This window comes from Streptomyces sp. NPDC031111 (assembly GCF_055570675.1).
Genome location: NZ_JBVIGS010000002.1, coordinates 108,343 through 121,120, shown reverse-complemented (window position 1 = coordinate 121,120; position 12,778 = coordinate 108,343). Strand labels below are relative to the sequence as shown.

At 72.5% G+C, this 12,778-nt stretch carries 10 protein-coding genes; 4 read left to right on the top strand and 6 right to left on the bottom strand.

The genetic code is table 11. The features are described 5' to 3' along the window. Positions 1–38: 38 nt before the first annotated feature. The 3 genes from ACZ470_RS04220 to ACZ470_RS04210 form a co-directional block, all read right to left on the bottom strand. Positions 39–2,351 (bottom strand): protein kinase domain-containing protein, encoded by a 2,313-nt coding sequence (locus tag ACZ470_RS04220; protein WP_468424255.1) that lies wholly within the window; start codon positions 2,349–2,351, stop codon positions 39–41. Positions 2,352–2,469: 118 nt separating this feature from the next. Then, complete coding sequence (locus ACZ470_RS04215; protein ID WP_468424253.1) at positions 2,470–4,668, bottom strand: serine/threonine-protein kinase; 2,199 nt, start codon at positions 4,666–4,668, stop codon at positions 2,470–2,472. A 75-nt stretch (positions 4,669–4,743) separates the two neighbouring features. Further along, the gene (locus tag ACZ470_RS04210) at positions 4,744–5,592 is read right to left on the bottom strand and encodes a menaquinone biosynthetic enzyme MqnA/MqnD family protein (RefSeq protein WP_468424251.1); all 849 of its coding nucleotides are present in this window, start codon (positions 5,590–5,592) and stop codon (positions 4,744–4,746) included. Between the two features lie 309 nt (positions 5,593–5,901). On the opposite strand from ACZ470_RS04210, the gene ACZ470_RS04205 reads away from it, so the two are divergent. Next, complete coding sequence (locus tag ACZ470_RS04205; RefSeq protein ID WP_003992177.1) at positions 5,902–6,105, top strand: cold-shock protein; 204 nt, start codon at positions 5,902–5,904, stop codon at positions 6,103–6,105. A gap of 121 nt (positions 6,106–6,226) precedes the next feature. Here the strand turns inward: ACZ470_RS04205 and ACZ470_RS04200 are convergent, their stop codons facing one another. Next, a complete protein-coding gene (locus ACZ470_RS04200; protein WP_468424249.1) occupies positions 6,227–6,793 on the bottom strand; it encodes a helix-turn-helix domain-containing protein in 567 nt (188 codons plus the stop codon). Between the two features lie 68 nt (positions 6,794–6,861). Between ACZ470_RS04200 and ACZ470_RS04195 the strand changes: the two genes are divergently transcribed. Both ACZ470_RS04195 and ACZ470_RS04190 read left to right on the top strand, forming a co-directional pair. Further along, positions 6,862–7,575, top strand: a complete 714-nt coding sequence (locus ACZ470_RS04195; RefSeq protein WP_468424247.1) for an AzlC family ABC transporter permease — start codon at positions 6,862–6,864, stop codon at positions 7,573–7,575. Then, entirely contained in the window at positions 7,572–7,886 is a 315-nt protein-coding gene (locus tag ACZ470_RS04190; protein WP_468424246.1) for an AzlD domain-containing protein, read from the top strand. The genes ACZ470_RS04195 and ACZ470_RS04190 overlap by 4 nt, the downstream gene beginning before the upstream one ends. A gap of 31 nt (positions 7,887–7,917) precedes the next feature. Here the strand turns inward: ACZ470_RS04190 and ACZ470_RS04185 are convergent, their stop codons facing one another. After that, complete coding sequence (locus ACZ470_RS04185; protein WP_468424244.1) at positions 7,918–9,849, bottom strand: AMP-dependent synthetase/ligase; 1,932 nt, start codon at positions 9,847–9,849, stop codon at positions 7,918–7,920. 207 nt (positions 9,850–10,056) lie between these two features. Further along, positions 10,057–11,343 (bottom strand): acetyl-CoA C-acetyltransferase, encoded by a 1,287-nt coding sequence (locus tag ACZ470_RS04180; RefSeq protein WP_468424242.1) that lies wholly within the window; start codon positions 11,341–11,343, stop codon positions 10,057–10,059. Between the two features lie 123 nt (positions 11,344–11,466). On the opposite strand from ACZ470_RS04180, the gene ACZ470_RS04175 reads away from it, so the two are divergent. Beyond that, on the top strand, positions 11,467–12,774 hold the full coding sequence (locus ACZ470_RS04175; RefSeq protein ID WP_468424240.1) for a 3-oxoacyl-ACP reductase: 1,308 nt from the start codon (positions 11,467–11,469) through the stop codon (positions 12,772–12,774). Positions 12,775–12,778 lie beyond the last annotated feature (4 nt).

Here is a 12,778-nt window from a genome sequence, read left to right as displayed (position 1 = left end):
TTCGGCTGACCGGCGTCGGTGCCGGTTCCGACCGTGCGTCAGACGGCCGGCAGCGCGTAGATCTCCGGTCCGTGGGTGACCAGCAGCCGGTTGCCGGAGATGGTCACCTGCCACGGTTCGCCGTTGCTCTTGTTGTCGTCGTAGACCCAGCGGACCTTGCCGGTCCTGGCCTCCAGGGCGACGATGCCGCCGTCGAGGCTGCCGGTCGCCCCGTACAGCGAGGAGCCGACCCGCAGGAACGTCTCCGGTCCCTCGACCTCGAGGTCGTCGCAGAGCCAGGTCCGTTTGCCGGTCTTGACGTTCACTGCCCAGACACCGTCGTCGTGATCGCTGACGTAGAGCACGCCGTCGAACACCGACGGGTTGCGGAAGCTCCGGCGGCCGTTGGGGGACAGGGTCCAGCGGGTGGCGCCGGTGTCGGCGTCGACGGCCGTCAGTTCGTCGCCCGGCAGGAAGACGAGACCGTTCGCGACGGTGGGCTGCCAACTCCAGTCGTCACCGATCTTCTTGGTCCACAACTGTGCGCCGGTGGCGGTGTCCCGCACGGTGAGGTTCTTGTTGGAGTCGGCGTAGACCAGGTACTTGCCGGAGACATCGCCCTGGACGTCGTAGTCCCTGGTGCCCCAGTCCCGCTTCTGGAGCCACACCTTCTTGCCGGTGGTGTGACTGATGGCGGCCACGGCCGTGCGGTACTGCGTGGCGCTCCTGGACTCGCCGTAGTCGTTCGCCGTGACATAGACGTGCTTGTCGTCGATCGCGACGGCGGACTCGACCGTGACGGTCTTGCCGAGGCGGCTCCGCCACACCTCCTCGCCGGTCCTCACGTCGAGGGCGACGAGTACGCCGTCGTAGTCGCCGTCGGCCAGGAACACCTTGCCACCGTGGAAGAGAAGGGGTTCTCCCGGCCGGCAGACGCCTTCCTTCGACCAGCGTGCCCTGCCCGTCTTCACGTCGTAGGCCACCAGCGGATCGCCGCTGATCAGGAGCAGGCCGTCGTGCGTGAGCAGGGGCACCCGCGGGCTGGTGCCGTCCTCGGCCGCCGACTTGTGCCACAGGGGCTGCGGCGCGACGCCGGGGGGTGGCGTGGTGAACCGTTCCCCGGCCGGTTCGGCCGCGCCGCCCCGGCCCGTCGCGGGGGTGTCGTCCTCGTTCCGCGTGAGCCACCAGGCCGCTCCGCCACCGACCACGGCCACACCGGCGGCGGCGCCGAGCGTCAGGCCGAGTACGTTGCGACGGGACCGGCCGTCGGGCTGCCCGCCGAGCTGCACCGTTCCGGGGAGGGGGGTGCCCGGGCCGCCACCTCCGTGGGCGGGGGTGCCGTACCCCGGCGTCGACGCTCCGCCGTATCGCGGGGCCGGCGGACTGCCGTACGCCTGGCCCGGGACGGCCGTCGCGGCCGTGCCCGCCGTCATGGTCGGCGCCGGGCCGAAGGACGCTCCGGCCGGAGCCGAGTCGGGGGCTTCCAGGTCGAGGATCCTCGCGGCGTGTGTCGCGATCGTGGACGCCACGGCCGACGGCAGCCAGTCGGTCAGGACGGGCTCGACGCCCTGCGGGGCAAGGGATGCCACGATCTGTGCCGGTGCGGGGCGCTGCGCGGGGTCCTTCATCAGACAGGCGCGGATCAGGCCCAGCAGCGACTGCGGTACGCCGGTGAGGTCGGGCTCACCGTGCACGATCTGATAGAGCAGCGCCGCGTGCGAGGAGGATCCGTCGCCGAACGCCCCCCTGCCGGTCGCCGCGAACGCGAGTACGGCTCCCAGGGAGAAGACGTCGCCGGCGGTGCCGACATCCTTTCCCTGCGCCTGCTCCGGGGACATGTAGCCGGGCGATCCGACCACGACTCCGGTCTGCGTCATACGACTTCCGTCGACCGCCCGGGCGATGCCGAAATCGATGACGCGTGGACCGTCGGCGGCCAGCAGGACGTTGGACGGTTTGAGGTCACGATGGACCAGACCCGCCGCGTGCACCTCCTGAAGTGCCGCGGCGAGGCCGGCGGCCAGGGCACGGACCGTGTGCTCCGGCAGCGCGCCATGCGCGGCGACGACCTCGGTGAGGTCGGGACCGAGCACGTACGACGTCGCCAGCCAGGGCAGTGAGGCGTCCGGGTCGGCGTCCACGACCGGTGCGGTGTAGCGGCCGGAGACCGCCTTGGCGATCTCCACCTCGTGCCGGAAGCGGTCCCGGAAGCCCGCGTCCGCCGCAAGATCCGGGCGGACCACCTTCACGGCGACGGTACGGCCACCGGGCGAACGCGCCAGGTACACACGCCCCATTCCGCCGGCACCGAGTCTTCCCAGCAGGCGGTAACGGCCCAACTCGCGAGGGTCGTCCGGCTGCAGTGTCTCCATGGTGGCCTTCCCCGTCGTGATGCCCGTGAGGCATGTGCTGCGCCTGGTGTCGTTCGCCAACGCAGACACATTAGTGAGTACGGGGAGACGGACAGCGACCGGGAGAGCTGAAAGATACTTACTTGATCTTCGACAACCGTGCCTTCGGCGACCCCGATTCCTTGCTGTCCGACTCGTAGACGAGGTCGTCGCCGGCCGGGGTGAGGCGGACCGTGTGGCGGGCCGGGTTGCAGACGTCGCGGTTGGACTTGGCGCCGACGGAGGTCGCGACGAGCTGCTTCTTCGTGACCTGCTTCAGGGTGAGGACGTCGTCGCAGGTGCCGCCGAAGATGTCCGTGTGGCGGAGGGTGCCCACCCGCTCGCCCACCTTGGCCTGGGTGAGTGTCACCCGGAACGTGCCGAGCGGAATGCTGATGCCGTCGCGGGAGTTGGCCTGGCCCTCCCAGGTGCCGAGGTAGGCGGCGGGGACGGTGGTGGGGGTGGCCGGTTGTTCGGTCTGGCTTCCGCCGTCGGACTGGGCGGCGCCTCCGGAGCCGCCCGGCAGCACGTCGAGCACGAGCACGGAGCCGACGGTCACGGCGGCCAGGGCGCCCGCCACCGCGAGGGCCACCGTGCAGCTGACGCGTCGGCCCCGGCCGCCGTGGTCGGGGGTGGAGGTCGCCGCGAAGGAAACGGAGAGTTTGCCGGGGGCGCGGTGCTGGTCCACCGGCTGGGTCGGCGGGTGCGGGGGCGCGTCGCGGGGCTGCTCGGGGGTGGGTTCCGCGCCCCTCGGGCCCGGCATCACCGGCGGCGGGCCGAACGTCCCGGACGCCGCCGCCGCTCCGGCCGTGGGGGCGTCGTTGGCCGACGGGCCGGTGAATCCGGCGGCCGCCGCTCCGGCGGGCGAAGGCCCTCCGGACGGGGCGCCTCCGGCAGGTCCCGCGATCACCGCGCCGCCCGCTCCCGCCCCTGTCCCGTCGGCAGGCGGGAAACCGGACCCGTCGGCCCCCTCCCCGGCCCCTGGAGGGCTGCCTTCCGCCGGACCGCCAAGGCCCGCGAACCTCGCCTCCGCCGGGGTACCGAGCCCGCCGGACCCAGCCCCGGCCGCCGGAGAACCCCCCTCCGGGGGGCCGCCCATACCCTTGGATGCCGCCCCGGCCGACGGGAAGCCGAACCCACCGGCCGAGGGATCACCGAGGGCGCCGGATGCCGCCCCTCCGGGCGCCACCCCCGCCGACGGATCGCCCGACCGCCCGGCTGACGGAGCCCCACCGGCCGACCGGCCGCCGAGTCCACCGTCCACCGAGCCCTCACCGGCCGGCCAGCCGCCGAACCCACCGCCCACCGAGCCCCCGCCGCCCGACACACCATCCAGCCCGTCGCCCGCCTCCCCGCCCACCGACGGACTGCTGAAGCCCACCGGCCCCGACGGGGCGTCCCCCGTCGCCTCCAGGTTGAGGAGTCGCACCGCGGCCCGGCTCACCTGCTCCACCAGGCTGCCGGGCAGCCAGCCGCCCGTCATCAGGCGGGCCGCGCCCTCGGGGGCGAGGCGGCCGGCCAGTTCGGTGGGGGTCGGGCGGGCCGACGGGTCCTTGTCGAGGCATGCCTCTACGAGTTCACGTACCTCGCCGCCCAACTCGCCCAGCTCCGGCGGCTCGTGCACGACCTTGTACAGCAGCGCGGCCGAGGAGTCGCCGGGGAACGGCGGGCTGCCCGTCGCCGCGTACGCCAGGACCGCGCCGAGGGAGAAGACGTCCGCCGCGCCCGTCACGCCCTTGCCGAGGATCTGCTCGGGGGACATGTAGCCCGGGGAGCCGATCGAGACGCCGGTGGAGGTGAGCGAGGCCGTGCTGTCCGTGGCGCGGGCGATGCCGAAGTCGATGAGCAGGGGGCCGTCGAGGGTGAGGAGGACGTTGGACGGCTTCACGTCCCGGTGTACCAGGCCCAGTTCGTGCACCGCCGTCAGCGCCTCGGCCAGTCCCGCGCCCAGCGCCCGCACGGTGGACGGGGGCAGGGGGCCGGTGTCGGTGACCGCCGCCGTGAGGGACGGGCCGGCCGCGTAGGCGGTGGCGACCCAGGGGACCCGGGCGTCGGGGTCGGCGTCCAGGACGGGCGCCGTCCAGGCGCCGCCCACCCGGCGGGCGGCGTCGACCTCGCGCCGGAAGCGGGCGCGGAACTCCTCGTCCAGCGCGAAATGGGGGTGCACGATCTTCACCGCGACCGTGCGGCCCCCGGCGCTGCGGCCCAGATAGACCCGGCCCATGCCGCCGGAGCCGAGCCGGCCGAGCAGCCGGTAGGGCCCCACGACCGTGGGCTCGTCCACTTCGAGCGGCCGCATGGCGTCCACCCCTCCCCCGTCACGCCCCGTACGCCGGAACCTTCCAGCAGGGTAGTGGGCGGGCCGCCGGCGGCCTCACGGCTGGAGCAGATCGACCTTCACGTCCGCCGGGAAGCCCGTCGTCGGTCCGACCCGGCGGGCGAACTCCGCGACCGCCTCCAGCTGCGGGGCGCCGAAGCTGAAGTCGAGGGTGGTGAAGTACTGGGCGAGGGTCTCCTCGTCGAAGGCCTCCCAGCGGGCCGCCTGCTCGGCGACCTTGCCGACCTCCTCCAGGGAGAGGTTGCGGGAGGCGAGGAAGGCCTCGTGCACCTTGCGGGTGATGACCGGTTCGCGCTCCAGGTAGTCGCGGCGCACCGCCCACACCGCGAAGACGAACGGCAGCCCCGTCCACTGCTTCCACAGCGCGCCCAGGTCGTGGACGTCGAGGCCGTAGCGGGGCCCGTCGAGCATGTTGGCGCGCAGGGCCGCGTCGCCGATGAGGACGGCCGCCTCGGCCTCCTGCATCATCAGGCTCAGGTCGGGCGGGCAGGTGTAGTAGTCGGGCCGTACGCCGTACTGCTCGGCGAGGAGGAGCTGGGCCAGGCGTACGGAGGTGCGGGAGGTCGATCCGAGGGCGACCCGGGCTCCGTCCAGCCGGTCCAGCGGGACCTGCGAGGCGATCACGCAGGACATCACGGGGCCGTCGCAGCCGACGGCGATGTCCGGGAAGGCGACGAGTCGGTCCGCGTGCTTGAGGAACTCGACGAGGGTGATCGGCCCGATGTCGAGGTCGCCCTGCACCAGCTGCTCGCTGAGCTTCTCCGGGGTGTCCTTCGTCAGCTCGAAGTCGAGGAGCGTGCCCGTTCTCGCGAGCCCCCAGTACAGGGGCAGGCAGTTCAGGAACTGGATGTGGCCGACGCGCGGCCGGGTGCGAGGATTGTCCACATCGTGAGGCTAGCCCTCGCCCCGGGCGGTCGGGCCCTCACCCCCTTGCCCGCTCAAGCGTTCGAACGACACCCGTGACGGACGGGGTGTTCAAACATTCGGGTGACGTGATCTTGACCTCTATTGCATTCGGGTCCCCGCGTGCTAGGCTCGTTCGCAAGTTGCAGTTTGGTTTCCCTTGCAGTACAGAGCCTGCGGAGCATGTGACCGCGGGCTCTCGTCGTTCTCAGACATGAGCGATTGTGCGGAACTTGTCTTCACACTTGCTGGTTCTGGAGCAGGGCAACCCTTTGGGCCCAAGGAGGGCTTATGGCTACCGGAACCGTGAAGTGGTTCAACGCCGAAAAGGGCTTTGGTTTCATCGCCCAGGAAGGCGGCGGCCCCGACGTCTTCGTCCACTACTCCGCGATCAACGCGAGCGGTTTCCGCTCCCTCGAGGAGAACCAGCAGGTGAGCTTCGACGTCACGCAGGGCCCGAAGGGCCCGCAGGCGGAGAACGTCACCCCGGTCTGATCCTCCGATCCGGGAACGACTAGCAGTACCCAAGGAGCCCCGCGCCGTCAGGCGACGGGGCTCCTGCCTTTTCCCTCCCACACCCACCGAAATGCCCCGGTGAATATTCGGGGAATTCCTCTCATACGTGCTGCATGATCAGCACGAATTGCGTACCGGTCTCCAGTGCTTCGTACGTGTGCGGCACATCCCCGCGGTACGTCATGTAGTCCCCAGGGCCGAGTTCCGCCTTCTCCTCGTCGGGCCCCGCCTTCACCCGTCCGGCGCTCACCACGATGTGCTCCACCGTCCCCGGAATGTGCGGGTCGGAGGCGCGTACGGTCCCCGGTTCCAGCCCCACGGCGTAGATGTCGCGCCGCGCGCCCGGCGGAGCGGCCGACAGCAGCGTGGCCACGTAACTGGACTGCTCGGAGTGTACGCTCGGCCCCTCACCGGCCCTGATCACCTGAACGGACGGCGCAGGGGGCTCCACCAGCGCGCTGAACGGCACGCCGAGCGCCACCGCCAGCGCCCAGATCGTCTCCATGCTCGGATTCCCGCTCGCCGCCTCCAGCTGGGACAGCGTGGACTTGGCGATTCCGGCGCGTTTGGCCAGCTCGGAGAGGGAGAGTCCGGCGCGGGTGCGTTCGCGGCGCAGAGCGGCGGCGATCCAGTCGAGGGGAAGGCGGGGCGGGGGGCCGTCGGTCATGTCGTTCGCTCCAGCAGTCGAATCGTTCGCCTTGACGAACACGAGCTCATCCGTCCATTGTAGAAAACATGCGTTCGGTACAGCGAACACCGCGAACACCCTCCTCCTCGTCCCTGGTCCGGGACGTGTCCCTGGTGTGTCTGGCCGGTGGCATCGTCGGCGTGTCGTTCGGGGCGATCGCCGTCGCCGGCGGGCTGCCGGTCTGGGTGCCGGTGGTGATGTCACTGGTGGTGTACGCGGGCTCCGCCCAGTTCAGCGCGGTCGGCGTCCTGCTGGCCGGGGGCGGTCCGGTCGCGGCGGCGGTGACGGGGCTGCTGCTCAACACACGTACGGCCGCCTTCAGCCTCGCCGTCGCCGAGCACCTCGGCCGGGGACGGCTCGCCCGGCTGGTCGGCGCGCATCTGGTGACCGACGAGACGGTGGCCTTCACGCTGGCCCAGCGGGACCCGGCCCGGCGACGGGCGGCGTTCTGGATCTCGGGGCTCGGGATGTTCGCCGTGTGGAACGCCGGGGTGCTGGTCGGCGCCCTGGCCGGGGACGCGCTGGGGGACACGGCGCGGTACGGACTGGACGCGGCCTTCCCGGCGGTGCTGGTCGCCCTGGTGCTGCCCGCCCTGCGCCGGGACGCGGACGTCCGCCGGGCCGCGTTGCCGGGCGCCGTGCTGGCCCTGGCGGTGACACCGCTGGTGCCTGCGGGCGTGCCCGTGCTGGTGGCTCTGGCGGGGCTGGTGCTGTACGGGCGAGGGCGCGGTCTCGGGCGTCGGCCGGGGTGGTCCGGGTGAGTGCGACGGTCGCGGTGATCCTGGTGCTGGCGGTCGGGACGTATGCGTTCCGGCTGGTCGGGCCCGCCCTGCACGGACGGGTCGAACTACCGGCCCGGGTGCAGGAGCTGCTGTCCGCCGGTGCGGTGGTCCTGCTGGTGGCGCTGCTGGCGACGGGGGCGCTCACCGAGGGCGGGGCCTTCGCCGGGTGGGCGCGCCCCGTGGGGGTGCTGGTGGGCGGGGTGCTGGCGTGGCGTCGGGCGCCGTTCGCGGTGGTCGTCCTCGGTGCGGCGGGGACGGCGGCGGCGCTGCGGGCCGTGGGTGTCGCGTAGACAGCGCGCCGCCAACCGTCACCACCCGCCCCTACCCCCCGTACAGCCCCTCCACCTCCCCCGCGAAGTCCCGCAGTATCTCCTCCCGCCGCAGCTTCATCGACGGGGTCAGATGGCCCGCCTCCTCCGTGAAGTCCCCGGGGAGGATCGTGAAGCGGCGGATCGACTCCGGGCGGGAGAGCATCTTGTTGGCCTCGTCGATCGCGCGTTGCAGGATGGCGTGCAGTTCCTCGTCGTCGGCCAGGAGTTTCGCGGGGACCGGGTGCTTGCCGTTCATGCGGCGCCAGTGGGTGATGCCGTCGGGGTCGAGGGTGATCAGCGCGGAGACGTACGGCCGGTTGTCCCCGACCACCATGACCTGCGAGATCAGCGGGTGTGAGCGGAGCCAGTTCTCCAGCGGGGCCGGGGCGATGCTCTTGCCGCCCGAGGTGATGATCAGCTCCTTCTTGCGGCCCGTGATGGTCAGATAGCCCTCGTCGTCCAGTTCGCCGATGTCGCCGGTGGGAAGCCAGCCGTCGGGGGCGGCGGGGACGACACCGCCCGCCTGCGGGTCCCAGTAGCCGCGCAGCACATGCTCTCCCCCGACCAGGATCTCGCCGTCCGCCGCGATCCTGATCCGCGTCCCGGGCAGGGGCCAGCCCACCGTCCCCAGGCGGGGTTTCAGCGGGGGCGTCACCGTCGAGGCGCCGGTGGTCTCCGTCAGGCCGTAGCCCTCGAAGATCTCGATGCCGGCACCGGCGTAGAAGGCGGAGAGGCGGCGGCCGAGCGGGGAGCCGCCGCAGATGGCGTAACGGACCCTGCCGCCCATGGCGTTGCGGAGTTTGCGGTAGACCAGCGGGTCGTAGAAGGCGCGGGAGGTCTTCAGGGCCCGGGACGGGCCGGAACCGGCTCCCGTCTGCCGGGCCTCGACCGCCTCGCCGTAGCGGCGGGCCACGGACGCCGCGCGGTCGAACGTGGAGACCCGTCCGCCCGCCTCCGCCTTCGCGCGGGCGGTGTTGAAGACCTTCTCCAGCATGTACGGGATGGTCAGCAGGCAGGTCGGCCGGAAGCTCGCCAGGTCGGGCAGGAGGTCCTCGGCCGCGAGGCTCGGGGCGTGGCCGAGGCGCACCCGGGCGCGTACGCAGGCGACGGCGACCATGCGGCCGAAGACGTGGGACATGGGCAGGAAGAGGAGGACGGAGGCCTCCTCACTGGTCCGGGCCTTGAAGATGGGGTAGAGCAGTTCGATCGCGTTGTCGACCTCGGCGAAGAAGTTGCCGTGGCTGAGGGCGCATCCCTTGGGCCGGCCCGTGGTGCCCGAGGTGTAGATAAGGGTGGCGAGGGTGTCGGGGCCGAGGACTCCCCGGCGTACCTCCACCTCCTGGTCCGGGATGTGCGCGCCGGCCTCCGCGAGCGCTTCGACGTGGCCCTTCTCGACGGTCCACACCCGCCGCAGGTCGGGAAGGTGCGGGAACTCGGGGCCGAGGGCGGCGGCCTGGCCGGCGGTCTCCGTGATCAGGGCGACGGCGCCGGAGTCGTGCAGGATCCAGCGGGCCTGGAAGACGGAGGAGGTCGGGTAGATGGGGACGGTGACCAGTCCGGCGGCCCACGCGGCGAAGTCGAGGACGGTCCACTCGTAGATGGTGCGGGCCATGACGGCGATGCGGTCGCCCGGGGTCAGGCCCTCGGCGATCAGCCCCTTGGCGACGGCCAGGACCTCGGCGGCGAACGCGGCGGCCGTCACGTCGCTCCAACTGCCGTCCGGGGTCTTCCGGCTGAGGACCACCGCGTGCGGTGCCGTGCTCGCGTTCTCGAACGGCAGGTCGGCGAGCGAGCCGTGCCGCACCGGCCGGGCGAACGGCGGCACGGACACTTCCCGTACGACTCCGTCCAGCCGCCGGATCTCTGGCTCGACCAGGACGGGTGCTCCGTAGACGTCGTCGTCGAGACCGGAGGAAAACGCGGAGGGATACGCGGTGGACACGGGCGGCTCCTGAGGCGGTGCAGTGGAACTGCTGGGTGCCACGACGTACGTGCCTCGCACGCCGAGGCGCTCACCGATGGCCGGCGGGGAAAGGGATTACCACCGGTCGGTGCCGGGATCGTACGGTGCTCACGTGGGGGGTCTGTGCGGGTCCGGGGATGGTCCCGGGACGGGCGTGTGCAGTGTCGTGGGTTACGTGAGGGTCACTCACGTACGTTCCAGGATCGCCGTGACGCCCTGCCCGCCCGCCGCGCAGATCGAGATCAGTCCGCGTCCCGGTGCGTCCCGTTCGGCGAGGAGTTTCGCCAGGGTCGCCACGATGCGGGCGCCCGTGGCGGCGAACGGGTGACCGGTCGCCAGGGACGAGCCCGCCACGTTCAGTCGCGAGCGGTCGACGGGGGCGAGTCCGCGCTTCTCCCAGGCGGCCAGGGTGGCCAGCACCTGGGAGGCGAACGCCTCGTGGACCTCGATCAGGTCGAAGTCCGCCATGCCCAGTCCGGCCCGCTCCAGCATGCGCGGGACCGCGTACGCCGGTGCCATCAGCAGGCCGTCCTCGCCGCCGGCGACGTCACCGTGCACGAAGTCCACGGCGGCCGTCTCGTACGCGGTCAGATATGCCAGCGGGGCCAGGCCCCGTTCCTCCGCCCACTCCTCGCTCGCGAGCAGCACGAGCGCCGCGCCGTCCGTGAGCGGGGTCGAATTGCCCGCGGTCATGGTGGGGTTGGGGCCGTCCAGTCCGAACACCGGCTTCAGCGCGGCGAGTTTTTCGACCGTCGAACCGGGGCGCAGGTTCTGGTCGCGGTCCAGGCCGCGGAAGGGCACCACGAGGTCCTGGAACAGGCCGCGTTCGTACGCCGCCGCCAGCCGCTGGTGACTGGTCGCCGCGAGTTCGTCCTGGGCCTCGCGGGTGACGCCCCAGGCGCGTGCGGTGACCGCGGCGTGCTCGCCCATGGAGAGTCCCGTGCGCGGTTCGGCGTTGCGCGGGATGTCGGGGACGAGGTGACGGGGGCGCACCTTCGTCAACGCCTTGAGGCGGGCGCCCGGCGACTTGGCGCGCCGCGCCTCCAGCAGCACCTTGCGCAGGTCGTCGTTGACGCCGAGGGGCGCGTCGCTCGCGGTGTCGGCGCCGCCGGCGATCGCGGCCTCCGTCTGACCGAGGGCGATCTTGTTGGCGGCGGCGACGACCGCCTGGAGTCCGGTGCCGCAGGCCTGCTGGATGTCGTAGGCGGGGGTGCGGTCGTCGAGCCGTGAGCCGAGGACCGTCTCGCGGGCGAGGTTGAAGTCGCGGCTGTGCTTGAGGACCGCCCCGGCGACGAACTCACCCACCGCGCCCGGCGCTTGAAGCCCGTACCGCTCGACGAGGCCGTCCAGCGCGGTGGTGAGCATCTCCTGGTTGGAGGCGGTGGCGTAGGGGCCGTCGGAGCGGGCGAAGGGGACACGGCTGCCGCCGATGACCGCGACGCGCCGGACAGCGGCCGGCTTCAGGGTGCTCATCTCGACCTGCTCCTCACCGTGACATAGTCTTACCTCCGGTAACCTTACTCCAGAGTAAGCAACGGGGTAAGTCATGTGCCCCCGCACCGAGCGAGCCCCCTCAGACCCCGCCGGGAGTTCCCCATGGCCGACCGCTATCTCAGCTTCACCGGCACCGCGCCCGGCCGCTTTCTGACGCGCCGCCTGGGCCTGCCCCGGCCCGCGCCGCTGCGCCGCTGGTCACCGGAGCGGCCGGAGCTGGACGGCGGCCTGCTCCACCTCACGGCCGGCAAGTCCGCCCCCGACCTCGAACCCGTCCTCGCCCGCACCGGACCCGCCCGGAACGACGACACCGGCCGGCCCGCCGCCGTCGTCCTGGACGCGACCGGCATCCGGGACGTCGAAGGGCTCGCGGAGGTGCACGCGGCCCTGCATCCCGTCGTACGGTCGGTCACCACGAGCGGCCGGATCGTGGTGCTCGGCGCCCCGCTCGACCCCGCCGACCACCATCAGGCCGCCGCCCAGCAGGCGTTGGAGGGATTCACCCGCTCCCTCGGCAAGGAGATCGGCGGGGGCAGGACCGTGAACCTGGTCCGCCTCACCGACGCCCCCGCCGCCGAGTCCACCCTCCGCTTCCTGCTCTCCCCCAAGTCGGCCTACGTCAGCGGCCAGGTGATCGGGGTCGGCGCGTACGAGGCCGCCGCCCCCCACGACGTGGACCGCCCCCTCGCCGGCCGCACCGCCCTGGTGACCGGTGCCGCGCGCGGCATCGGCGAGGCGGTCGCCGAGACCCTGGCCCGGGACGGCGCGAAGGTGGTCGTCCTCGACGTACCACAGGCGGAACAGGACGCCCGGCGCGTCGCCGAACGGCTCGGCGGCATCGCGCTCCCCCTCGACATCACCGCCGCCGACGCGGGCGCCCGGATCGCCGAGGCGCTCCCCGACGGCCTCGACGTGCTCGTCCACAACGCGGGCATCACCCGTGACCGGCGACTGGTCAACATGCCGGCCGAGCGCTGGCTCCCCGTACTGGAGGTGAACCTGGCGAGCGTGCTGCGCACGACCGACGCGCTGCTCTCCGCCGGCGCCCTGAACCGGGGCGGGCGGATCGTCGCCACGGCCTCCATCGCGGGGATCGCCGGGAACGCCGGCCAGACCAACTACGGGGCGAGCAAGGCGGGCGTCACCGGACTGGTCCGCGCCCTCGCGCCCCGCGCGCTCGCCGAGCACGGCGTGACGGTGAACGCCGTGGCACCGGGATTCATCGAGACGAAGATGACGGCGGCCGTTCCCCTGTTCATCCGCGAGGCGGGGCGCCGGATGAACTCCCTCGCCCAGGGCGGCCTCCCGGCCGATGTCGCCGAGACCACCGCCTGGTTCGCCCACCCGGCGTCCGGCGCGGTGAACGGGCAGGTCGTACGGGTCTGCGGCCAGAGCCTGTTGGGGGCGTGAGCGC